We start from the raw sequence: 23,674 nt of genomic DNA, 5'->3' as shown, positions 1-23,674 counted from the left end.
GCAACATGTCAGGAGGAATATTATGGCTATATTTACAGGATCAGGAGTGGCACTTGTAACGCCGTTTCATGAAGACGAGAGTATAAATTATGACAAACTGGATGAAATGCTGGACTACCATTGTACACATGGAACCGACAGTATTATCATCTGCGGAACAACAGGTGAATCCTCTACTTTATCAGAAGAAGAGCACATGGAATGCATCAAATTTGCAATCGAGCGTGTCAAGGGAAGAATCCCGGTGATCGCAGGTACCGGTTCCAACAGTACCTACACAACAATCCAGATGTCAAAAGAGGCAGTAGAAGACGGTGCAGACGGACTGCTGCTTGTAACACCATATTATAACAAATGTACACAGGACGGACTGATCGCACATTATACCGCTGTTGCAAAAGAAGCAAAAGCACCAATCATCCTTTACAGTGTGGCGAGCCGTACCGGTGTGAATATTGCTCCGGAGACAGTTGCAGCTTTACATAAAAATATAGAGAATATTGTTGCGGTAAAAGAAGCATCAGGCAATATTTCCCAGATTTCAAAGATCATGCAGCTGACAGATGGCAAGATCGATCTGTATTCAGGCAATGATGACCAGATCGTACCGCTCCTTTCTGTTGGAGGAAAGGGTGTCATCTCAGTTCTTGCGAACGTGGCTCCGCAGTATACACATGACATCTGTGCAAAGTTCTTTGAAGGAGATGTCAAGGGAAGCTGTAAGATGCAGCTGGATGCGATTCCGCTGATCGAGAAGTTATTCTGTGAAGTGAATCCGATTCCGGTTAAAAAGGCTTTAAATCTGATGGGATGGCAGGCAGGTCCTCTGCGTATGCCTTTGACAGAGATGACAGAAGCACATACAGCACAGCTTGCAAAAGAACTGGAAGCATTTGGAATTAAACTGGCATAATAAAGGGTCAGATTATAGAGAAAAGGGACTGACTGGAGTATCCATCAGTTCCTTTTGTGCTATACAGGAATTTGTGAAAAGATACACAAGAAAATGGAGATAACAAGGAGGAATACAAAATGGTTAAGGCAATTATGCATGGATGTAACGGAAAAATGGGACAGGTGATCTCGGGGCTTGTAAAGGAAGATGATGTGATCGAAATCGTGGCAGGTATTGATAAATTCACCGGAATCGAGAATCCGTACCCGGTATTTACAAGCCTTGCAGAGTGTGATGTGCAGGCAGATGTTGTGATTGATTTCTCAAACGCAGCAGCAGTTGATGAGCTTCTGGATGTATGTGTGGAGAAAACTCTTCCTGTTGTTCTTTGCACAACAGGGCTTTCTGAGGAACAGCTTGCAAAGGTGAAAGAAGCAGGAGAAAAAGTTGCGGTTCTCCGTTCTGCAAACATGTCACTGGGAGTCAATCTTCTGATGAAGCTTTTAAAGGATGCAGCAAAGGTTCTTGCTCCGGCAGGCTTTGATATTGAAATTGTAGAAAAACATCATAATCAGAAAGTTGATGCTCCAAGTGGAACAGCGATCGCACTTGCAGATTCGATTAATGAAGCGATGGCTGACCAGTATGTATACAATTATGACCGCAGTCATGAACGAAAAAAACGTGAGAAAAACGAAATCGGGATCGTTGCAGTACGTGGAGGTACGATCGTTGGACAGCATGACGTCATCTTTGCGGGGGCAGATGAAGTGATCGAATTCCACCACACTGCATATTCAAAAGCAATTTTTGGAAAAGGTGCAGTTGAAGCTGCCAAATTCCTGGCTGGAAAACCGGCAGGAATGTACGATATGAGTGATGTGATCGGACTGTAAGCAGAAAAAGCTTTTATACAAGAGGGAGGAAGTTATGAAAGCATTAGAGGAGAAATATCTGGAAGGGCTGTCGGAATTATTTCCATCAATCGCAGCTGCGTCCACAGAAATTATTAACTTACAGGCAATCGTGAATCTTCCAAAAGGAACGGAACATTTTCTGACGGATATTCACGGAGAATATGAAGCGTTTGCACATGTGCTGAAGAACGGATCGGGTTCGGTAAAGCGCAAGGTCGATGATGTATTTGCAAACACAATGAGCAGCCGGGACAAGCAGACACTGGCAACCTTGATCTACTATCCGCGGGAGAAGATGGAGCGGATCCGGGAAGAAGAACAGAATATGGATGACTGGTACAAGATCATGCTGTACCGTCTGATCGAGGTAGCAAAACGTTCGGCGAGCAAATATACCAGATCGAAGGTCAGAAAAGCACTCCCGAAGGATTTTGCATATGTGATCGAGGAACTGATCACAGAAAAGTCAGGAATGACAGATAAGGAATCATATTATAATTCGATCATCAGTACAATTATCCAGATCGGAAGAGCGGAGGAATTTATTGTAGCCTTGTGTGAACTGATCCAGCGTCTGGTTGTGGATCACCTGCATATTGTCGGTGATATTTACGACAGAGGTCCGGGACCGCATCTGATTATGGACAAGCTGATGGAGTATCATTCGGTGGACATCCAGTGGGGGAATCATGATATCCTGTGGATGGGAGCGGCAGCGGGGCAGAAATGCTGTATTGCGAATGTAATCCGTATCTGTGCCCGCTATGGGAATCTGGATATTCTGGAGGATGGATATGGGATCAATCTGCTTCCGCTTGCAACTTTCGCATGGAAACAGTATGCAAAAGATCCCTGTGAATGCTTTTTATTAAAAGGGCAGGACAATTGCAAACCACAGGAGCTGGAACTGAATATGAAAATGCACAAGGCAATTTCTGTTATCCAGTTCAAAGTAGAAGGACAGGCAGCAGAGCTTTATCCGGAATTTGGTTTCCAGAGAAGAAACTTTCTGGATAAGATCAACTACGAGGAAGGGACTATAACGATAGGAGGAAAAATCTATCAGCTTCTGGATGATTATTTTCCGACCATAGATCCGAAGAATCCATATCAGCTTTCAGCTGAAGAAGAAGAGATCATGAACCGCCTGGTGAAAGCGTTCCAGAGCTGTGAAAAATTGCAGAGGCATATGCGTTTTCTTTTGAACAAAGGAAGTCTTTACAAGATTTATAATTCCAATCTGCTGTATCACGGCTGTGTTCCACTGAATGATGACGGATCACTCAGAAAGGTAAAGATATACGGTAAAAGCTATCAGGGAAGGACACTTTATGATGTGATGGAGTCCTATGTGAGAAAAGGATTTTTTGCGGTAGATCCGGATGAAAAGAAAAAAGGGCGTGACCTGATGTGGTATATCTGGCAGGGTGCGAATTCTCCTCTTTTCGGCAAAGATAAAATGGCGACCTTTGAGCGTTATTTCCTTGCAGAAAAGGAGCTGTGGAAAGAGAAAAAGAATGCGTATTATCTTCTTCTTGAAGATGAAAATGTGATGAACGGAATTCTGGATGAATTTGGTCTGGACAGAGAAATTTCCCATATCATCAACGGACATGTTCCGGTGAAAACGAAAAATGGAGAGAATCCGGTCAAATGTGGTGGAAAAGTGCTTGTTATTGATGGCGGATTTTCAAAAGCGTACCAGAAAGAAACCGGAATTGCAGGATACACGCTGATCTATAATTCCTATGGACTGATCCTTGCGGCGCATGATCCGTTTGAATCGACGGAGGCAGCTATTGAAAAAGAAAGAGATATCCATTCGGACAGTGTGATCGTAAAACGGACACTCGAACGCAAGACGGTAGGAGATACTGATGTTGGAAAAGTACTGAAGGAACGGATCGCGGATCTGGAGGCATTGCTGGACGCTTACAGAAGTGGTCAGATCATCGAAAAAATGTAACTGTTCAGAGCCAAGCAAAATTTCATAAAACAGGTGTAAAATGCGTAGCATTTTGGAGGTTGGCTCTGAACAGTTACGAAAAAAATTAAAAATAAGTATAAAAATCCTTTTTCTGCGGATAGTAATAGTACAAGTATTTTACAGAAAAAGGAGAATTACAACATGCAATATCTAAGAAGAATGGTTCTGGTTTTTACCTGTGTGATGCTGATGGGAGGAATTACGGCGTGTGGAAATGGTGATAACGCTGCAAATCCGGATACGAATACCGGTGGGACGAATCAGAATGGAACGGTAAATGATGTCACAAACGATATCGGAGATGGCGTTGAGGATGCAGTAGATGATGTGAAAGACGGAGTCGATGATATGACCAGAAACAGGACAGAGGACCGGAATGTAAATGATAATCATACAATAGATGGTCAGGAATAGGGAAAAGGCAAGACTTTGCGGAAAAGTCTTGCCTTTTTACAGACAAAAGGTAGTAAAATGTCCGTGGGTGTGATACAATATGACGGTATGCAAAGACGAGATCAACAGAAAAAGCGGAGGACTTCATGAAATTTCGACCATGTATAGATATTCATAACGGTGCAGTCAAGCAGATTGTGGGTGGTAGCCTGAAAGATGCGGGAAATGCAGCGGTAGAAAATTACATATCCAGACAGGATGCAGATTATTATGCGACAATGTATAAGAAAGATGGACTTACCGGAGGACACATTATTTTGCTGAATCCGCCGGCATCGGAATACTATGATGCGACAAAGGCACAGGCACTGAAAGCACTACATGCCTATCCGGGCGGAATGCAGATCGGCGGAGGAATTACTGCAGAAAATGCTGCAGAGTATCTGGAAGAAGGGGCAAGTCATGTGATCGTTACATCCTATGTATTTCAGAATGGACAGGTGCGGTATGACCGGCTGGAGCGGCTGAAAAAGGCAGTAGGGAAAGAGCATCTGGTACTGGATCTCAGCTGCCGGAGGCGCGAGAACAGTTATTATATTGTAACCAACAGATGGCAGACATTTACTGAGCTCAGACTGATACCGGAGGTCCTGGAAGAACTGTCCGGATGGTGTGATGAATTTCTGGTTCACGGGGTTGATGTAGAAGGAAAAGCATCTGGTACAGAGGAGGAGCTGGTCAGGATGCTTGCGGCGTGGGACGGACTTCCGATCACCTATGCCGGTGGAATTGGAAGCATGGAGGATCTGCGGGAGTTTGCACGGATCAGCGGGGAAAAGCTGGACTATACGATCGGCAGTGCACTGGATCTTTTTGGCGGTAAGATTCCGTATGCCGAGCTGACAGAACCGGTGAAATAAACTGATTGAAGAATAAAAGAAATGGTGCTACAATGGATACTGTCTATCTATAGCGGAAAAAAGCAAAACACTTCAGACAGAAGTGATAAGCAAGGAATATAAGGAGCTTAATAAAATGGGAATTATTGAAAAGATATTTGGAACGCACAGCGAACATGAATTGAAGCGAATCTACCCGATCGTGGATCATATTGATGCGCTGGAGCCGGAGATGCAGAAGCTCTCCGATGAGGAATTGAAAGAAAAGACGAAAGAATTCAAGGAGAGGCTTGCAAAAGGAGAGACACTGGACGATCTTCTTCCGGAAGCGTTTGCTGTTGTAAGAGAGGCAGCTGTCCGTGTACTTGGAATGCGCCACTACCGTGTACAGATGATCGGTGGTATCATCCTGCATCAGGGCCGTATTGCCGAGATGAAGACCGGTGAAGGTAAAACACTTGTATCTACACTGCCGGCATACTTAAATGCACTGACCGGAGAAGGGGTGCATATTGTAACAGTCAACGACTATCTGGCAAAGCGTGATGCTGAGTGGATGGGAAAGGTTCATGAATTCCTGGGACTGACTGTTGGAGTTGTTCTGAACCAGATGGATAATGATGAACGACGTGCAGCGTATAATTGCGATATCACTTATGTGACGAATAATGAACTTGGTTTCGATTACCTCCGTGATAACATGGTTATCTATAAAGAACAGCTGGTACAGCGCGGTATGAAATATGCACTTATCGATGAGGTTGACTCAGTTCTGATCGATGAAGCGAGAACACCGCTTATCATTTCCGGACAGAGCGGAAAGTCAACCAGACTTTACGAAGCATGTGATGTTCTGGCAAGACAGCTGGAGAGAGGTGAAGCAAGCGGGGAATTCTCTAAGATGAATGCCATTATGGGAGAAGAGATCGAAGAGACCGGAGACTTCATTGTCAATGAAAAAGAAAAGAATATCAACCTGACCGAAGAGGGTGTGAAGAAGGTTGAGAAGTTCTTCCATATTGAGAACCTTGCTGACCCGGAGAACCTGGAGATCCAGCACAACATCATTCTGGCACTGCGTGCACATAATCTGATGTTCCGTGACCAAGATTATGTAGTAAAAGATGATGAGGTCCTGATCGTTGATGAATTTACCGGACGTATCATGCCGGGACGCCGTTATTCTGACGGACTTCATCAGGCAATCGAAGCAAAAGAGCATGTAAAGGTCAAGAGAGAAAGCAAGACTCTGGCTACCATTACATTCCAGAATTTGTTTAATAAATATGAGAAGAAATCCGGTATGACAGGTACAGCCCTCACAGAGGAACAGGAGTTCCGTGATATTTACGGAATGGACGTTATTGAGATTCCGACGAATGTTCCGGTACAGAGAATTGACCTGGAGGATGCCGTTTACAAATCAAAGAAAGAGAAATTTAACGCAGTTATTGATGCAATCTGTGAAGCGCATGAAAAAGAACAGCCGGTTCTGGTTGGTACGATCACGATCGAAACTTCCGAGCTCCTCAGTAAGATGCTCAGTAAACGCGGCGTAAAACATAATGTACTGAATGCCAAGTTCCATGAATTGGAGGCTGAGATCGTTGCACAGGCAGGACAGCATGGGGCTGTTACGATCGCAACCAACATGGCAGGCCGTGGTACGGATATCAAGCTTGATGAAGAATCAAGAGCAGCCGGCGGACTGAAGATCATCGGTACAGAACGTCATGAGTCCCGTCGTATTGACAACCAGTTGCGTGGACGTGCCGGACGTCAGGGCGATCCGGGAGAATCCAGATTCTATATTTCTCTGGAGGATGACCTGATGCGTCTGTTCGGTTCCGAGAGACTGATGGATGTATTTACCAAGCTTGGAGTAGAAGAAGGAGAACAGATCGAGCACAAGATGCTTTCAAGTGCGATTGAGAAGGCTCAGAAGAAGATTGAGAGCAATAACTTTGGTATTCGTAAGAACCTGCTTGAATATGACCAGGTAATGAACGAACAGAGAGAGATCATCTACGATGAAAGACGCAGAGTCCTTGACGGTGAGAATATGAGAGATTCTATCTTCCATATGATCACAGACTTTGTGGAAAATACTGTCGATGCCAATCTTTCTGAGGAACAGGATTTTGAAGAATGGGATCTTGGAGCAATGAACCGTGACCTTCTGGATGTGATTCCAACGCTTCCGCCGGTTACGGAGGAGGATGCAAAGGATAAAGAGCCAAAAGAGATCAAGCATCTCCTGAAAGAACGTGCTGCAAAAGCATACGAAGAAAAAGAAGCACAGTTCCCGGAAGCAGAGCATCTGCGTGAGGTGGAGCGTGTGTTCCTTCTGCGTGTGATCGATGCAAAATGGATGGATCACATTGATGATATGGATCAGTTACGTCAGGGAATCGGTCTGCAGGCTTACGGACAGAGAGATCCTTTGGTTGAATACAAGATGATCGGATATGATATGTTCGGTGAAATGACACGTGCAATCGAAGTGGATACAGTCAGACTTCTCTTCCATGTCAATGTAGAACAGAAGGTTGAAAGAGAACAGGTTGCAAAGGTAACCGGTACCAATAAAGATGACAGCGTTGCGAAGGGACCAAAGGTACGTGCCGAGAAAAAGATATATCCAAATGATCCATGCCCGTGTGGAAGCGGCAAGAAATACAAACAATGCTGTGGAAGAAAATAAATACGACTGTTTGGATTTTTATATAATTTTATGAGATTTGAGGTGATACAGTGGTTGAATTAGACGGATTTAAGCAGACATTAAATGCGTATGAAGAACCCCTGAAGGAAATGAGGGATTCACTTTGACCTGGCAGGCAAAGAAAAACGGATTGAAGAGCTGGAAAGAAAGATAGAAGAACCGGGGTTCTGGGACAAGACAGAGCTTTCGCAGAGGATCATGAAAGAACTCCGGAAAATGCAGGACTGTGTGAAGGAGGTCCGGGATCTGGAAAGTTCATATGAAGATATCAATGCACTGATCGAACTTACGGAAGAGGAAGAAGACCGGGAGATGATCAAAGAGATCCAGCGTGAGATCGCTAAATTTGAAAAAGAATTTGAAGATCTCAGGATCCGGACGCTTCTTTCGGGAGAATATGATTCCTGCAATGCAATCGTGACACTGCATGCAGGAGCCGGAGGAACAGACAGCTGTGACTGGGCAAATATGCTGTATCGTATGTATACAAGATATGCACAGTCAAAAGGATTTCAGATAACCGTGCTGGACTATCAGGACGGAGATATTACCGGACTGAAAGGAATCACGTTTGAAGTAACGGGAGATAATGCATATGGCTATTTTCAGTCAGAAAAGGGAGTGCACCGTCTGGTGCGTATTTCTCCGTTCAATTCAGCAGGCAAGAGGCAGACATCTTTTGCATCCTGTGATGTGATACCGGATATTGAAGATGATATTGACATTGAGCTGAATGACGACGACCTGCGGATCGACACCTACCGTTCGAGCGGAGCCGGAGGACAGCATATCAACAAGACTTCGTCTGCGGTGCGGATCACGCATCTTCCGACAGGAATCGTAGTGCAGTGCCAGAATGAACGTTCGCAGCTTTTTAATAAGGACAAAGCGATGCAGATGTTGAAAGCCAAGCTGTATCTTTTGAAAAAGCAGGAGCAGGAAGAAAAGGTATCCGGTATCCGGGGGGAAATTCAGGATATCAATTTTGGAAGCCAGATCCGATCCTATATTTTACATCCTTACAATCTGGTCAAGGATCACCGTACCGGTGAAGAGACCGGAAATGTAAGTGCAGTTCTGGATGGGGAGCTGGATCCATTTATCAATGCTTATCTGAAACAGAGGAGTAACAATGGATAATACAAAGTACTATGTGGTAAAGAAAAAAGCAGTGCCGGAGGTGCTCATAAAGGTTGTCGAGACAAAGAGACTGCTCGCAACCAGACGTGGAATGACTATTCAGGAAGCGACAGAAGAGATCGGTATCAGCAGAAGTTCTTTCTATAAATATAAGGATGATATTTTCCCATTTCACGAAAATGAAAAAGGAAGGACTGTTACGATGGTTATTCAGCTTGATGATACACCGGGGGTTATGGCAGAGCTTTTAAACGCGGTGGCAAGGTATCAGGCGAATATCCTGACTATTCACCAGAGTATTCCGATCAACGGGGTGGCAACACTGACACTCAGTGTGGAGGTGTTGCAGACAACGAAGAATCTGTCGGAGATGGTGGAAGAGATTGAACAGCATTCAGGTGTGCATTATTTGAAAATCGTAGGCAGGGAGTAGACAAAAAGATGAAGATTGCAGTATTGGGTTATGGTACCGTAGGTTCTGGTGTGGTAGAAGTTCTGGATGTAAATCAGAAGCTGATCGCGTCACGGGCAAAAGAAAAAATTGAAGTTAAATATGTGCTGGATCTGAGGGATTTTCCGGGAGATAAGATCCAGGAAAAGATTGTTCATGATTATGAGATTATCCTGAATGATCCGGAGATTGGAATTGTAGTAGAAGTGATGGGCGGTGTGGAACCGGCGAATACCTTTGTCAGAAAAGCGCTGGAAGCAGGAAAAAGTGTCGTGACATCCAATAAGGCGTTGGTTGCCAAGCATGGATCCGCACTTCTTAAAACAGCACGGGAAAAGAATGTGAATTTCCTTTTTGAAGCAAGTGTGGGAGGGGGAATTCCAATCCTCCGGGCACTTGGATCATCCCTGACAGGTGATGAGATCGAAGAAATTGCAGGAATCCTGAACGGAACAACCAATTACATGATGACCAGGATGTTCTACGAGGGAGCGAACTATGAAGAGGTTCTCCGTGAAGCACAGAAGAATGGATTTGCAGAGGCAGATCCGACTGCTGATGTGGAAGGACAGGATGCATGCCGGAAGATCGCGATCCTTGCATCGATCATCTCAGGAAAATATGTGGATTTTGAAGAAATTTATACCGAAGGTATTACAAAGATCACAACAGAAGATATGCAGTATGCAAAGACTCTGGGAATGAATATCAAACTTCTTGCTGAGTGTAAGCATGTGGACGGAACTCTTTATGCGGGAGTTGCACCGGTGCTTCTTCATGCAGAACATCCGCTTTACAGTGTGAATGGTGTATTTAATGCCGTATTTGTAAAGGGGAATATGCTGGGAGATGCGATGTTCTACGGAAGTGGGGCAGGAAAGCTTCCGACTGCAAGTGCGGTTGTGGCTGACATTGTGGCAGTTGTACAGAATCAGGGCAGAGATATCATGAATTTCTGGAGCGAAGAAAAGCTTACATTGGAAGACAGAAGCAAGACCAGCAAGAAGTTCCTGGTGCGAATCCGTGGAAATGAGGATGCGCTCAAAGAACGAATCGGCAATGATTTTGGTGAAGTAAGATTTGTAGAGGCAGGAGTCAATGGAGAATTCGGTTTTGTCACACCGGTGATGACCGAGGGAGAATACGAGGAAAAAGCAAAAGCTTATCCGGAAATCCTGCATATGATAAGAGTAGAAGAAGAAGTCTAAAAATGCAGGAACTGTAGGAGGAAATTATGCTGGTAGTTAAGAAATTTGGCGGCAGTTCGGTTGCAGATAAAGAGAGAATCTTTAATGTGGCAAGACGCTGCGCAGAAGAGTATCAGATGGGGAATGATGTGATCGTTGTTCTTTCCGCAATGGGAGATACAACAGATGAACTGCTTGAGAAGGCAGCCGAGATCAATCCGTATCCATCAAAACGAGAACTTGATATGCTCCTTACCACGGGAGAGCAGGTATCTGTGGCACTGATGGCAATGGCACTTCAGTTTTTGAATGTTCCGGCAATCTCGCTGAATGCATTCCAGGTAAAGATGCATTCTACGGCGCGGAACGGAAATGCAAGATTTAAAAGAGTGGATACAGACCGTATCACCCATGAACTGGAGAACCGTAAGGTCGTGATCGTAACCGGATTCCAGGGAGTCAACCATTATGGAGACTATACCACACTTGGAAGAGGTGGATCCGATACGACAGCTGTGGCACTTGCGGCTGCAATGCATGCAGACAAATGCGAGATTTATACAGACGTAGACGGTGTTTACACTGCAGACCCGAGAGTGGTACCGAATGCACGCAAAATCGAAGAGATCACCTACGATGAGATGCTGGAGCTTGCAACATCAGGGGCAAAGGTTTTACATAATCGTTCTGTAGAGATGGCGAAAAAATACGGGGTTGAGCTGGTTGTACGTTCCAGCCTGAATACAGAAGAAGGAACCCTGGTCAAGGAGGTAGCAAAGGTGGAAAAAATGTTAATTACCGGCGTTGCGGCAGATAAAAATACAGCGAGAATTTCAGTAATGGGTGTAGAAGACAAACCAGGTACTGCATTTAAGATTTTCAATACACTTGCAAAGCATAATATTAACGTAGATATTATTCTTCAGTCAGTTGGACGTGACGGAACAAAAGACATTACGTTTACTGTATCACAGGATGATCTTAAAGAGGCAATGGAAGTTATGGAAGCCAGAAAAGAAGCCCTTACGATCAAAGAGATGAATTATAACGAAAAAGTTGCAAAGGTATCGATCGTAGGAGCTGGAATGCTCAGCAATCCGGGCGTTGCTGCGACCATGTTTGAGTCACTTAGCAATTCCAATATCAATATCAATATGATTTCTACATCAGAGATCCGTATCACGGTTCTGATCGATGAAAAAGATGCAGACCGTGCACTGGTTGCAATCCATGACGGATTTGGTCTGGAAGACTAATAAAAAGAATGTGGTCGCAAATGTACCGGATGGCGCATTTGCGGAAGAAAAAAGGATTGGGAAATTTCTCAATCCTTTTTCTGACTCAGTGTACTGTTATGATATTTGCTGGAAAAGGTGACATCCTCACCAAACCAATCCGGCGGGGTAAAGGAATTTGCCTCTTCTTCGGAAGAGAATTCGACTTCGGCAAGGAGAAGTGGGGCGAGATCACCGGCGAAGACATCAAGCTCGATCGTGAGATGATCTCCGTAAGGGATGCAGTAGCGTTCTTTTGTGATAATGCGCCCGTCTGCCTTTTCGCGCAGATGGCAGTAGGCTTCCTCGGTAAGAGGAAGATTATGTTCTTCACGAATCATCAGACCTTTGGATTTGTAGGTCAGGATGTAGTCATCAGCATCCCTGCGGACACGGACAACCGGTTCGGTGCATAGATAAGCCTGCTCAAGTGTGCGGTGCGGATAAGCTTCAAGGTGATCCGGAAGCTTATGAATCAGATATTTGCGTTCTATTTCCATGGGAAAGCCCTCCTTATATATTCATTAACAGTATAGCGGAGTTTTTCGGGGGAGACAAGGCAGAAAGTTGCCATTTTTGCAGGCTTCTGTTACAATGGGGAACATCAGGAAAAAGAAAGGATGGACAAGATTATGAGTGAAGTATGTGTATTTCTTGCAGATGGATTTGAAGAAATTGAAGGTCTTACGGTCGTTGATCTTTTAAGAAGAGCCGGGATCGAGACCAGAACCGTTTCCATCATGGGACAGGAAGAGATCCAGGGGGCACACGGAATTATAGTAAAAGCAGACAGCTTGTTTGAAAATACAGATTTTTCAGAGGTGAAGATGCTGGTGCTTCCGGGGGGGATGCCGGGAACAATCCATTTAAAAGAACACAAAGGTCTTGAAAAGCTGATCTTAAAACATAATGAAGAAAAAAAATATCTGGCTGCAATCTGTGCGGCACCGACCGTATTTGGCGGAATGGGAATCCTGAAAGGAAAGAAGGCAATCTGCTATCCGGGAATGGAAGAAGGACTTACCGGAGCGGAAGTTACCTGTCAGCCGGCAGTGACAGATGGACATATCACAACCAGCCGGGGACTTGGAACCGCGATCGATTTTGCACTTGCGCTGATCAGCGAGCTGCGGGATAAAGAAAGCGCAGATACCATTTCAAAGCAGGTAGTCTATGAACGGTAGTTTCTGGAAAAAGAGAAAAGCAGGCAGTGTGTTTCTGGCAGTGTTGCTTTTGACTACACTGCTTGCCGGATGTGGGATCAATGAAGGAAAGGCGGAAAAATATGTGCAGGCGAACCTGGATCTGACTTTTCAGGGACAAACCCAGGAAGCAAAAGAAATCCTCGGAGCATCAGACAGTGATCTGAAAAAGGTCTATGAGAACGGGATCAATGCTTTTGTCCAGGACTGTCTGCTAAATGGTGTGGAGACGGAAAATGACTTTTCTGAGACATATGGTGTATTGATCAAAGAGATCTTTAGTTCTGTCCGTTATCAGGTAAGTGGTGTAAAAAAGACAGGGAGTAAGACCTGTGAGGTGACGGTAAAGTACCAGCCGGTGGATGTATTTACCCGCTTCATGCCGAAGCTGAAGGAAGAGTCCGAGAAGATCCAGGCAGACAAAGATGCAGGAAAGTACAGCGGAACAGATGAAGAAATCAAAGAGGCAATGGTGTTGGATTACATGACCGGTGCATACAGCCTTTTAAGAAGTTCTTATCTTGATATGCAGTATGGAGAGAAGCAGGAATATACCTTTACCGTGACGCAAAAAGGGCGGAATACCTGGTCGATCGGTGATGAGGAATTAAATGACTTTATAGAACGAATTTTAGAGCTTGATAAACTGTAGAAGTTGTGCTATACTTGTAAAATGATTGTAATGTAGATAAGTCTGTCGACTTTTTGCATATGTAAATTTAGGAGGAAATGGTAATGAGTTTACAAGTTGAACAGTTAGAACACAATATGGCGAAACTCACAATCGAAGTTTCAGCAGAAGAATTAGAAGGAGCACTTCAGAAAGCATACCAGAAACAGAAAAGCAGAATTAATGTTCCTGGATTCCGTAAAGGAAAAGTTCCGCGCCAGCTCATCGAAAAGATGTACGGACCGGAAATCTTCTATGATGATGCAGCAAACGCTCTGATTCCGGAAGCATATTCAAAAGCATACGATGAAAGCGGACTTGAGATCGTATCTCAGCCGAAGATCGATGTAACACAGATCGAAAAAGGAAAACCGTTCATCTTCACAGCTGAAGTAGCTACAAAGCCGGAAGTAGAACTTGGCGAATACAAAGGAATCGAAGTTCCGAAATATTCTAACCGCGTAACACAGAAAGAAATCGACGCTAAGCTTGAGGAAGAACAGCTTAAGAACGCAAGAACAATCACAGTAGAAGGACGTCCGGTACAGGATAAAGACGAAGTTGTCCTTGATTTTGAAGGATTTGTAGACGGAGAAGCTTTTGAAGGTGGAAAAGGAGAAAACTATCCGCTGACAATCGGTTCAGGATCTTTCATTCCAGGATTTGAAGAACAGCTGATCGGTGCAGAACCGGAAAAAGAAGTTGAAGTTAAGGTTACATTCCCGGAAGATTACCATGCAGAAGACCTCAAAGGAAAAGAAGCTGTATTCAAATGCACAGTTCATGAGATCAAAGCAAAAGAACTTCCGGAGCTTGATGATGAATTTGCTTCAGAAGTATCAGAATTCGATACTCTTGATGAATTAAAAGCTGATATCAAAGCTAAGATTAAAGAGCAGAAAGTAAACGATGGCAAGAGAGCACAGGAAGATGCAGCTGTAGATGCGATCATCGAATCAGCTAAGATGGATCTTCCGGAAGCTATGGTTGATACACAGGCAAGACAGATGCTTGATGAATTCGCTCAGAGAATGCAGCAGCAGGGACTGACTCTTGACCAGTACATGCAGTTCACAGGCATGACAGCTGACAAGATGATGGATGAACTTCGTCCGCAGGCTGAGAAGAGAATCAAGACAAGACTTGTTCTTGAAGCAATTGCAAAAGCAGAAAACATCGAAATCACAGATGAAAAATTAGACGAAGAGATCGCTAAGATGGCAGAAGCTTACCAGATGGAAGCTGACAAGCTTAAGAGCTTTATGGGCGACAAAGAAAAAGAACAGATGAAGCAGGATATGGCAGTTCAGGAAGCAATTACATTTGTAGTTGACAATGCCGTAGAAAAATAAGTATCTGTTTCATACTTTAATATAGCAGGAGGAGTGTTACATGAGTAGTTTAGTACCTTATGTCGTTGAACAGACAAGCCGTGGAGAACGCTCTTACGACATTTATTCAAGACTTTTAAAAGACAGAATCATTTTCCTGGATACCGAAGTGAATGATGCATCAGCGAGCCTGATCGTAGCGCAGCTGCTGTTTCTGGAAGCAGAAGATCCGGAAAAGGATATCCAGTTTTATATTAACAGTCCTGGCGGATCGATTTCAGCAGGTATGTCGATCTACGACACTATGAATTACATCAAATGTGACGTCTCTACGATGTGTATGGGAATGGCTGCAAGTATGGGAGCCTTCCTTCTCGCAGGCGGAGCAAAGGGAAAGAGATATGCCCTTCCGAATGCAGAGATCATGATTCACCAGCCTTCAGGCGGTGCACAGGGTCAGGCAACCGAGATTGAGATCAATGCACAGCATATTCTGAAGATCAGAGAAAGAATGAACAGATTGATGGCTGCAAATACAGGTCAGAGTTATGAGACAATTTGTGCAGATACGGAAAGAGATAACTGGAAGACTGCCGAAGAAGCTTTGGCATATGGATTGATTGATAAGGTTATTACAAGCCGTTAACGGGAAAAGGGAATGTCCTTATTGGGACATTCCCTTTACGTGTAAAAAAGTGCGAGGTAAGAATATGGCAGGAAAATATGAAGAAATCGTAAGATGTTCTTTTTGCAATAAACCACAGAGTCAGGTACGCAAGATGATCGCCGGACCAAATGGGGTGTTTATCTGTGACCAGTGTGTGGATGTATGTACTGAGATCATTGAAGATGAACTTGGTTATGAAGAAGAAAATGCATATGATGATATCAATCTTCTGAAACCGGAAGAAATCAAGGCATTTCTGGATGATTATGTGATCGGACAGGACGAAGCAAAGAAAGTACTTTCTGTTGCGGTATATAATCACTATAAGCGTATTATGGCAGAAAAAGATCTGGGCGTGGAGCTTCAGAAGAGTAACATCCTGATGGTAGGACCGACAGGATGCGGTAAGACTTTTCTGGCACAGTCTCTCGCAAAAATTCTGAATGTACCGTTTGCAATTGCAGATGCAACTGCGCTTACAGAAGCAGGATATGTCGGAGAAGATGTAGAGAATATTCTTCTTAAGATCATTCAGGCAGCAGATGGTGATATTGAACGTGCAGAGCACGGAATCATTTATATCGATGAGATTGACAAAATCACAAGAAAATCTGAAAATCCGTCGATTACCCGTGATGTATCAGGAGAAGGTGTTCAGCAAGCACTTCTGAAGATCCTGGAAGGTACAATCGCAAATGTACCGCCACAGGGTGGACGTAAGCATCCGCAGCAGGAGATGATCCAGATCGATACCACCAATATTTTATTTATCTGCGGTGGAGCGTTTGAGGGAATAGATAAGATTATAGAGAACAGAATAGATAAGAAATCCATTGGATTTGAGGCACAGATCGCGCAGCGGCATGAGGAAGATATCGACCGGCTTCTGCAGCAGATCCTTCCACAGGATCTTGTGAAGTTTGGACTGATCCCGGAACTTGTAGGACGTGTGCCGGTAACTGTATCCCTGGAACTTCTGGATAAGGAAGATCTGATCCGCATTCTGACGGAACCAAAGAATGCGATTGTAAAACAGTACCAGAAGCTTCTGGAGCTGGATGATGTGGAACTGGAATTCGACAAAGAGGCGCTGGAGGCGATTGCTGAGACTTCCCTGAAGCGTAAGACAGGAGCCAGAGGACTCCGTGCGATCATGGAAAATGTAATGATGGATATCATGTATAAAGCACCGTCTGATGAGAATCTGAAATACTGTCTTGTGACAAAAGAGGCAGTACTTGGGGAGAAAGCACCGAGTACAGAAAAGATCGAAGCAAGACCGGAAAGTGCATAAGAAAATCAGACGTATGGAAATGGGTGCTGACGGTTAAGGCCAGAAGCATCCATTTTTATTTAACAGGAGAAAAAACTATATGAACAGAACAGGAAGTCTGCCAATGGTTGCCCTGCGGGGAATGACAATTCTGCCGGAGATGGTGGCACATTTTGACATCAGCCGGGAACGCTCGATTGAAGCGGTTCAGGAAGCGATGGCAAGCGACCAGAAGATTTTTTTGCTGACACAGAAAGATGTGGAAGTGGAAAATCCGGGAGAAGCAGATCTCTACCGTGTGGGAACAGTTGCGACAGTAAAACAGATCATCAAACTGCCAAAGCAGATTCTGCGGGTGCTTGTATCTGCAGAAGAGCGGGCGGTTTTAAATACAATAGAATTTGCAGATCCGTATCTTCGGGCAAATATTACGATCCCGGAAGAGAGTGATCCGGATATTGCAGGCGAGATCAACCGGGAAGCGATGATGCGGGGACTTCGGGATCTGTATCTGGATTATGCGGCGAGAATGCCGAAGATCACAAAAGATATGGTAAACCAGATCAAAGAGATCACGGAATTGAAAAAGATGGTGAATCAGGTGGCAGCGAATATGCCTCTGGATTACCGGGAATTGCAGGAAATCCTGGAAGAACTTGATTTTGACAGACGTTATGAGCTTATTTCCTTTAAGTTGGTCAATGAGATGCAGATCATGAACATCCGCGATGAGATCCAGATGAAGGTGAAAGAGCGTGTGGATAAGCATCAGAGAGAATATATCCTGCGCGAACAGTTGAAGCTGATCCGAGAAGAGCTTGGTGAGGATACTACAATTTCCGATGCGGAGGAATTTGCACAGAAGACAGAAGCGCTGGATGCACCGGATGAGGTAAAAGAAAAGCTGAAAAAAGAGATCAGCAGATTTAAAAATTCCATGCAGAGTCCGGCAGAAGCGGGCGTGATCCGTACATATATTGAAACCATGCTGGAAATGCCATGGAATAAGCGGGCTGAGGATTTTACAGACATTGCATATGCGAAAGAGCTTCTGGAAGCAGAACATTACGGACTGGAAGAGGTTAAAGAACGTGTGCTGGAATTTCTGGCAGTACGTGCTCTTACGAAAAAGGGTGACAGCCCGATCCTGTGTCTGGTAGGTCCTCCGGGAACTGGAAAGACATCCATTGCAAGATCACTTGCAAAAGCACTGAAAAAACCGTATGTGAGAATTTCTCTTGGCGGTGTCCGTGATGAGGCTGAAATCCGTGGACACAGAAAAACTTATGTTGGTGCAATGCCGGGACGGATCGCAAACGGTATTAAGAGCGCCGGGGTAAAGAACCCACTGCTCCTTCTGGATGAGATTGATAAAGTCAGCACAGACTATAAGGGAGATACTTTTTCTGCGCTTCTGGAGGTGTTGGACAGTGAACAGAACAATCGTTTCCGTGATCATTATCTGGAAGTCCCGGTCGATCTGTCTGAGGTGACATTTGTAACGACGGCTAACTCGCTGCAGACAATCCCCCGACCACTTCTTGACCGTATGGAAGTAATTGAGGTCAGCAGTTATACGGAGAACGAAAAGCTGCATATTGCGACAGAACATCTGATTCCAAAGCAGTTGGAAAGACATGGACTAACAAAAGAACAGCTTACGATCAGTAAGGGCGTGATCTGGAAAATTGCGCAGAACTACACCAAGGAAGCCGGTGTGCGTCAGATGGAGCGTGAAATCGGTAATATCTGCAGGAAGGCTGCCAGAGAGATCTATGAACATGATAAAAAGAGAGTTCAGGTAACAGAGCGGAATATTGAAAAGTATCTTGGAAAAGAAAAGTACACCTATCAGATGGCAAATGCCGAGGATGAGGTGGGAATCGTCCGTGGTCTGGCATGGACCAGTGTAGGAGGAGATACCCTGCAGATTGAAGTGAATGTAATGCCAGGAAAGGGTGAGATTATTCTGACGGGACAGCTTGGCGATGTGATGAAAGAATCTGCGCAGGCAGGAATCAGTTATATCCGATCAATCAGCAGTAAATATAAGGTTGCTGAAGATTTCTTTGAAAAACATGATATCCATATCCATATTCCGGAAGGGGCAGTTCCAAAAGATGGACCTTCAGCCGGTATTACGATGGCGACTGCGATGCTCTCTGCAATTACAGACAAGAAAGTGCGTGCCGATCTTGCCATGACGGGTGAGATTACGCTGCGGGGAAGAGTACTTCCGATCGGAGGACTGAAAGAGAAGCTCCTGGCGGCAAAGAATGCCGGAATCAGGACGGTACTTGTACCGAGGGAGAACAAAAAAGATGTGGATGAACTTTCTTCTGAGATCACAAAGGGACTGGAGATTATTCCGGTATCGCAGATGGAAGAGGTTCTGAAAATCGCACTTATGCGCACACGGAGGAAAAAAGATGGTAATTAAGAATGTAAATCTGGAAACAGTCTGTGGAATTACAAGTAAATTGCCGGATCACACTTTGCCGGAGATCGCATTTGCCGGAAAATCCAATGTCGGTAAATCCTCTCTGATCAATGCACTGATGAACCGGAAGGCGCTTGCCAGAACTTCGGCAAAACCTGGGAAAACACAGACCATCAACTTTTACAATATCAACGAAGAAATGTATCTGGTGGACCTTCCGGGATACGGTTATGCAAAGGTTTCCGAGCAGGAGAAGGCACAGTGGGGAAAGCTGATCGAGCGTTATCTTCATGGCTCTAAACAGCTGCGAGCTGTCTTCCTTCTGATCGATATCCGTCATGATCCATCTGCGAATGATAAAATGATGTATGACTGGATCGTGGATCAGGGATTCAATCCGATCATTATCGCGACAAAGCTTGATAAGCTGAAGAGAAGTCAGGTACAGAAGCAGGTAAAGGCAATTAAGACCGGACTGAAGCTGCTTCCGGGAACTGTTGTGATTCCTTTCTCAGCAGAGACAAAGCAGGGACGGGATGAGATCTGGAATCTTGTAGACACAGAATTCCTGGGAAAAGGAACGGAGGAATAACCTTGAAAAATCCACTGCATTATCAGTTTTCGGATTATGATTGTGGACCGACGTTCATGCAGAATGCGAGCAGCTTTCTCAATGCATCCAAACAAGATGTATGTCGATTCGGGCGCTGATACCTCAAGTGGGTTGCATTAACTAAGATACGGGGAGAAAAAGTTCACCCCCACAAATTCCACTTTGGGCGGGATTTGTGGGGGTTGCTTTTTCTAGTTGGTTGGTAAGAAAAGCAAGTGGGATACCAATTTTTAGAATGTGGATATCATTTTAGATTTCTTGCCAGATTATATAAATTTTTGATTACATCAGTTTTCTAAACAGATCTTTCAGATCTTCTACGGATGCGTCTTTTGGATTTCCAGGTGCGCAGGCATCGGCGTGGGCGGATTCTGCGAGGAACTGGAGATCTTCTTCTTTGAGGGATTCGAGTTTGGATGGGATTCCTACGTCTTCAGAGAGTTTGCGGACTGCATCTACAGCTGCTTTTCTGTATTCTTCCTGAGACATATTATCTACGCCTTCAACTCCCATTGCGCGGGCGATTTCACGGTATTTTTCTCCTGTGCAGTCTGCGTTGTATTCCATTACGATCGGAAGCATCATTGCGCATGCAACACCGTGTGGTGTGTCATAGACTGCTCCAAGGGTATGAGCCATTGAGTGAGCGATTCCAAGACCTACGTTTGAGAAGCCCATTCCGGCGATGTACTGTCCAAGAGCCATTCCTTCTCTTCCTTCTTTGGTGTTTTCAACAGCACCGCGGAGAGATTTGGAGATAATCTCGATTGCTTTTAAGTGGAACATATCTGTCATTTCCCATGCGGCTTTTGTGGTGTAGCCTTCGATTGCATGAGTTAATGCATCCATACCGGTTGAAGCGGTCAGTCCTTTTGGCATAGAAGACATCATTTCCGGGTCTACAACAGCGATGATCGGCATATCATGTGGGTCTACACAGACGAATTTACGTTTCTTTTCTACATCTGTTACTACATAGTTGATCGTAACTTCTGCAGCAGTACCGGCTGTTGTCGGAACGGCAATGATCGGAACGCAAGGTTTCTTTGTCGGAGCCACACCCTCCAGGCTTCTTACATCTTCAAATTCCGGGTTTGCGATGATGATACCGATTGCTTTGGAAGTATCCATAGAAGATCCGCCGCCGATTGCGATGATGTAATCAGCACCTGAATTTTTGAAAGCCTGTACACCGTGCTGTACGTTCTCGATAGTCGGGTTTGCTTTGATATCAGAGTAGATTTCGTAAGCAAGTCCTTCTTTGTCTAAGATATCTGTTACTTTGGAAGTAACATTGAATTTGATCAGATCCGGGTCAGAACATACAAGAGCTTTTTTGAAACCGTGAGCTTTTGCTTCTGTTGCAATCTCTGCGATTGCACCTGCTCCATGATAAGATGTCTGATTTAACATAATTCTGTTTGCCATGATACATATCTCCTTTTCGTTTATGATAAAATCACTTGTTTCTGATACTATTTTAACAATAAGAAGGTGGTAAAAAAAGTTACAGAATATGAAAAGTGTAACATTTATACAAAAAATTAAGACAAAATATGCAAATCAGTGAAGAGTTGCACAAGTTTTTCCGGCATGCCAAGTACCAGTTGTTTTGCAAGCTGCGCAGGCGGAAATTTCATTCCGCCAAGCAGCCATTTGACAGTCATGTAAATCGAGCCACGGCAGTACATCTCTAAAAGAAATGAAGTTTCTGCATCCGGGCGTCTTCCGGTTTTCTGGAAAATAAGGTTTGAATAGAATTCCAGAATCAGTTCAAAATCATGTTCTTTTAAAGAGTTCTGATCGTCAGAGCGGAATGCTGCAGCGAAAAACAGGTGCTCTTCCTTTAAATATTCAAATTTTTTGACCAGTCCGTCATAAACAGTGGTACCTTCGCCCATATGTTCAAATGATTTAAGAAGAAGTTTGTCAAAATACCAGTTGATCAGATCGTATTTATCAAGAAAATTGCGGTAAAAGGTCTGGCGTGTGACGCCGCAGACTTCCACAATCTGGCGGATGGTGATATCATCGACAGAAGTGGTCTTCATGCAGGTTTTCATTGCTTCGGCGAGCCGGTATTTGGTAGATTCGGATTTGGCCATGTTCAATTCTCCTTAATCGTAGGCATGTTTTTTTCTATATAAATAGTACGGTATGATCAAAGCTGTGGTAGTGATCCAGGAAATCGGATAACTAAGCATTACACAGGTTGTGGTATGGTGTGCCGGTAAGACAAACATAATCCACGGAATACGGATCAGACATACGCCGCCAAGTGTGATCAGTGTCGGCAGCAGGACATCGCCGGTTCCGCGAAGTGCACCGGAGAGAACTTCAATAAATACATAAATAGTGTAGCACGGTGCCATAAAACGCAGCATATCAATACCGATATTGATCACATTTTGATCTGTCGTAAAAATTGAGAACAGTGGGCGGCAGAAGATGGCTAAAAACAGCACGATCCCTCCGCATACAGCCACTGCCATGGCAAGGCAGATACGTACACTTTTGAAAATACGTTCTTTTTTACCTGCTCCATAATTTTGTCCGGCAAAGGTTGTGATTGCAATTCCGAATGCTCCGTTGACTGTCCAGAAAAGCGCATCCAGTTTACCAAAAGAAGCCCATGCAGCGGCAGTATCGGTTCCGAAACCATTGATCGCTGCCTGAATAATGATATTGGTAATACTGTACATAAATGCCTGCAGTGCACTTGGAATACCGATGCGGAATTCCAGACGCAGCTTCAAAAGGTCTATGTGCAGTTTGCTCAGATAAAGCTTGCAGTCATCATATTTTTTCATCAGTGCATTGGTAACAAGGATTGCACTTACTGCCTGTGAAATAATGGTCGCGATAGCGGCTCCGACAATTCCCATATCAAATACGATTACCAGTACCAGATCGAGGATGATGTTTAGAAAACAACAGACGATCAGGTAATATAGTGGTCTGCGGGAATCACCGATGGAGCGCATGATTGCTGAGCCTATATTAAAGATCAAGGTACCGAAAATACCTAAAAAGTAAATCCGCAGATAAAGAATAGAATCGGCAAGTGTATCTGCAGGTGTATCGATGAGCTTCAAAAGAAATGGTGTTAAGGCCCATCCGAGTATTGTAAATACAATACTGAGAATAACGGAAAAAGCATAGGCGGTATGCAGACTCTTTTGCAGATTCCGCTCATCCTTTGCTCCATAAAACTGAGAAACAATTACAGATGCACCGCTTGCAAGTCCCGTAAAACATCCGATGATCAGATTGGAAAGAACGGCAGAAGATCCCCCGACTGCGGCAAGTGCGCCCTTTCCGACAAAACGACCGACGATGACAGCATCTACGGTGTTATAAAGCTGTTGAAATAAAGTTCCAACCACAATAGGAAAGAAAAAAATCAATAATTGCTTCCAGATAACTCCTTCGGTAATCTGATTGGTTTTTGTACTTTCGTTTGACATGTTAATAACCTCCAATGAAAAAACTAAAAAAACATACCTAAACGAAGTATAACATGAAGTTGGAAGAAAAGATATCAGATGAAGAGAAGTTTCATAGAAATAAAACCAACTTTGACTAACACCGTATGAAATGGTACAATTGA

The 23,674-nt window shown here is 44.2% G+C and carries 21 protein-coding genes; 17 read left to right on the top strand and 4 right to left on the bottom strand.

The window, feature by feature from the left end; translation table 11 throughout:
* Positions 1-22 precede the first annotated feature (22 nt).
* The 10 genes from dapA to PG766_RS03020 all read left to right on the top strand — a co-directional run bounded on the left by dapA (position 23) and on the right by PG766_RS03020 (position 11,850).
* The gene (gene dapA, locus PG766_RS03065) at positions 23-913 is read left to right on the top strand and encodes a 4-hydroxy-tetrahydrodipicolinate synthase (RefSeq protein ID WP_008374488.1); all 891 of its coding nucleotides are present in this window, start codon (positions 23-25) and stop codon (positions 911-913) included.
* 119 nt (positions 914-1,032) lie between these two features.
* Positions 1,033-1,791, top strand: a complete 759-nt coding sequence (gene dapB, locus PG766_RS03060; protein ID WP_022220287.1) for a 4-hydroxy-tetrahydrodipicolinate reductase — start codon at positions 1,033-1,035, stop codon at positions 1,789-1,791.
* A 34-nt stretch (positions 1,792-1,825) separates the two neighbouring features.
* Positions 1,826-3,778, top strand: coding sequence for a fructose-1,6-bisphosphatase (locus tag PG766_RS03055; RefSeq protein WP_117824291.1), 1,953 nt, complete (start codon positions 1,826-1,828; stop codon positions 3,776-3,778).
* 162 nt (positions 3,779-3,940) lie between these two features.
* Positions 3,941-4,213, top strand: a complete 273-nt coding sequence (locus tag PG766_RS03050; protein ID WP_117556957.1) for a hypothetical protein — start codon at positions 3,941-3,943, stop codon at positions 4,211-4,213.
* 125 nt (positions 4,214-4,338) lie between these two features.
* Entirely contained in the window at positions 4,339-5,112 is a 774-nt protein-coding gene (gene hisA, locus PG766_RS03045) for a phosphoribosylformimino-5-aminoimidazole carboxamide ribotide isomerase (RefSeq protein WP_118198564.1), read from the top strand.
* Between the two features lie 115 nt (positions 5,113-5,227).
* The gene (gene secA, locus PG766_RS03040; RefSeq protein ID WP_022220283.1) at positions 5,228-7,795 is read left to right on the top strand and encodes a preprotein translocase subunit SecA; all 2,568 of its coding nucleotides are present in this window, start codon (positions 5,228-5,230) and stop codon (positions 7,793-7,795) included.
* A gap of 50 nt (positions 7,796-7,845) precedes the next feature.
* Positions 7,846-8,956, top strand: a protein-coding gene (gene prfB / locus PG766_RS03035; protein ID WP_118198565.1) for a peptide chain release factor 2 whose coding sequence is annotated in 2 segments (ribosomal slippage) — positions 7,846-7,920 and positions 7,922-8,956 — 1,110 coding nt in all. Because the reading frame shifts where the segments join, the coding sequence is not laid out codon by codon here.
* On the top strand, positions 8,949-9,389 hold the full coding sequence (locus tag PG766_RS03030) for an ACT domain-containing protein (protein ID WP_008374505.1): 441 nt from the start codon (positions 8,949-8,951) through the stop codon (positions 9,387-9,389). The genes prfB and PG766_RS03030 overlap by 8 nt, the downstream gene beginning before the upstream one ends.
* Positions 9,390-9,397: 8 nt before the next feature.
* Entirely contained in the window at positions 9,398-10,615 is a 1,218-nt protein-coding gene (locus tag PG766_RS03025) for a homoserine dehydrogenase (protein WP_118198566.1), read from the top strand.
* A 26-nt stretch (positions 10,616-10,641) separates the two neighbouring features.
* Positions 10,642-11,850: an aspartate kinase gene (locus PG766_RS03020; protein ID WP_008374509.1), complete on the top strand. Its 1,209-nt coding sequence runs from the start codon at positions 10,642-10,644 to the stop codon at positions 11,848-11,850.
* Positions 11,851-11,918: 68 nt separating this feature from the next.
* Here the strand turns inward: PG766_RS03020 and PG766_RS03015 are convergent, their stop codons facing one another.
* A complete protein-coding gene (locus tag PG766_RS03015) occupies positions 11,919-12,368 on the bottom strand; it encodes a CYTH domain-containing protein (protein WP_117556965.1) in 450 nt (149 codons plus the stop codon).
* A 132-nt stretch (positions 12,369-12,500) separates the two neighbouring features.
* On the opposite strand from PG766_RS03015, the gene PG766_RS03010 reads away from it, so the two are divergent.
* From PG766_RS03010 to yihA, 7 genes are all read left to right on the top strand, one after another.
* The gene (locus PG766_RS03010) at positions 12,501-13,052 is read left to right on the top strand and encodes a DJ-1 family glyoxalase III (RefSeq protein ID WP_117557029.1); all 552 of its coding nucleotides are present in this window, start codon (positions 12,501-12,503) and stop codon (positions 13,050-13,052) included.
* Positions 13,042-13,722, top strand: coding sequence for a hypothetical protein (locus PG766_RS03005; RefSeq protein WP_195502343.1), 681 nt, complete (start codon positions 13,042-13,044; stop codon positions 13,720-13,722). Before PG766_RS03010 ends, PG766_RS03005 begins: the two co-directional genes overlap by 11 nt.
* Before the next feature lie 83 nt (positions 13,723-13,805).
* Positions 13,806-15,092, top strand: a complete 1,287-nt coding sequence (gene tig / locus PG766_RS03000; RefSeq protein WP_055246719.1) for a trigger factor — start codon at positions 13,806-13,808, stop codon at positions 15,090-15,092.
* A 40-nt stretch (positions 15,093-15,132) separates the two neighbouring features.
* Positions 15,133-15,717: an ATP-dependent Clp endopeptidase proteolytic subunit ClpP gene (gene clpP / locus PG766_RS02995; RefSeq protein ID WP_008374523.1), complete on the top strand. Its 585-nt coding sequence runs from the start codon at positions 15,133-15,135 to the stop codon at positions 15,715-15,717.
* A 64-nt stretch (positions 15,718-15,781) separates the two neighbouring features.
* Complete coding sequence (gene clpX, locus PG766_RS02990) at positions 15,782-17,032, top strand: ATP-dependent Clp protease ATP-binding subunit ClpX (protein ID WP_008374524.1); 1,251 nt, start codon at positions 15,782-15,784, stop codon at positions 17,030-17,032.
* 79 nt (positions 17,033-17,111) lie between these two features.
* Positions 17,112-19,451, top strand: coding sequence for an endopeptidase La (lon, locus tag PG766_RS02985; protein ID WP_118198567.1), 2,340 nt, complete (start codon positions 17,112-17,114; stop codon positions 19,449-19,451).
* Positions 19,441-20,043 (top strand): ribosome biogenesis GTP-binding protein YihA/YsxC, encoded by a 603-nt coding sequence (yihA, locus tag PG766_RS02980; RefSeq protein ID WP_008374529.1) that lies wholly within the window; start codon positions 19,441-19,443, stop codon positions 20,041-20,043. Before lon ends, yihA begins: the two co-directional genes overlap by 11 nt.
* A 303-nt stretch (positions 20,044-20,346) precedes the next feature.
* On the opposite strand, the gene fucO is transcribed toward yihA, so the two are convergent.
* The 3 genes from fucO to PG766_RS02965 form a co-directional block, all read right to left on the bottom strand.
* Positions 20,347-21,492: a lactaldehyde reductase gene (fucO, locus tag PG766_RS02975; protein WP_117556971.1), complete on the bottom strand. Its 1,146-nt coding sequence runs from the start codon at positions 21,490-21,492 to the stop codon at positions 20,347-20,349.
* A gap of 116 nt (positions 21,493-21,608) precedes the next feature.
* Entirely contained in the window at positions 21,609-22,169 is a 561-nt protein-coding gene (locus PG766_RS02970) for a TetR/AcrR family transcriptional regulator C-terminal domain-containing protein (RefSeq protein ID WP_008374533.1), read from the bottom strand.
* A gap of 12 nt (positions 22,170-22,181) precedes the next feature.
* Positions 22,182-23,531: an MATE family efflux transporter gene (locus PG766_RS02965; RefSeq protein WP_118198568.1), complete on the bottom strand. Its 1,350-nt coding sequence runs from the start codon at positions 23,529-23,531 to the stop codon at positions 22,182-22,184.
* Positions 23,532-23,674 lie beyond the last annotated feature (143 nt).

The sequence above is a fragment of the Coprococcus sp. LG101-27 genome, assembly GCF_027695515.1.
Lineage (GTDB): Bacteria > Bacillota > Clostridia > Lachnospirales > Lachnospiraceae > Allocoprococcus > Allocoprococcus comes.
This window is presented reverse-complemented; position numbering and strand designations above follow the sequence as displayed.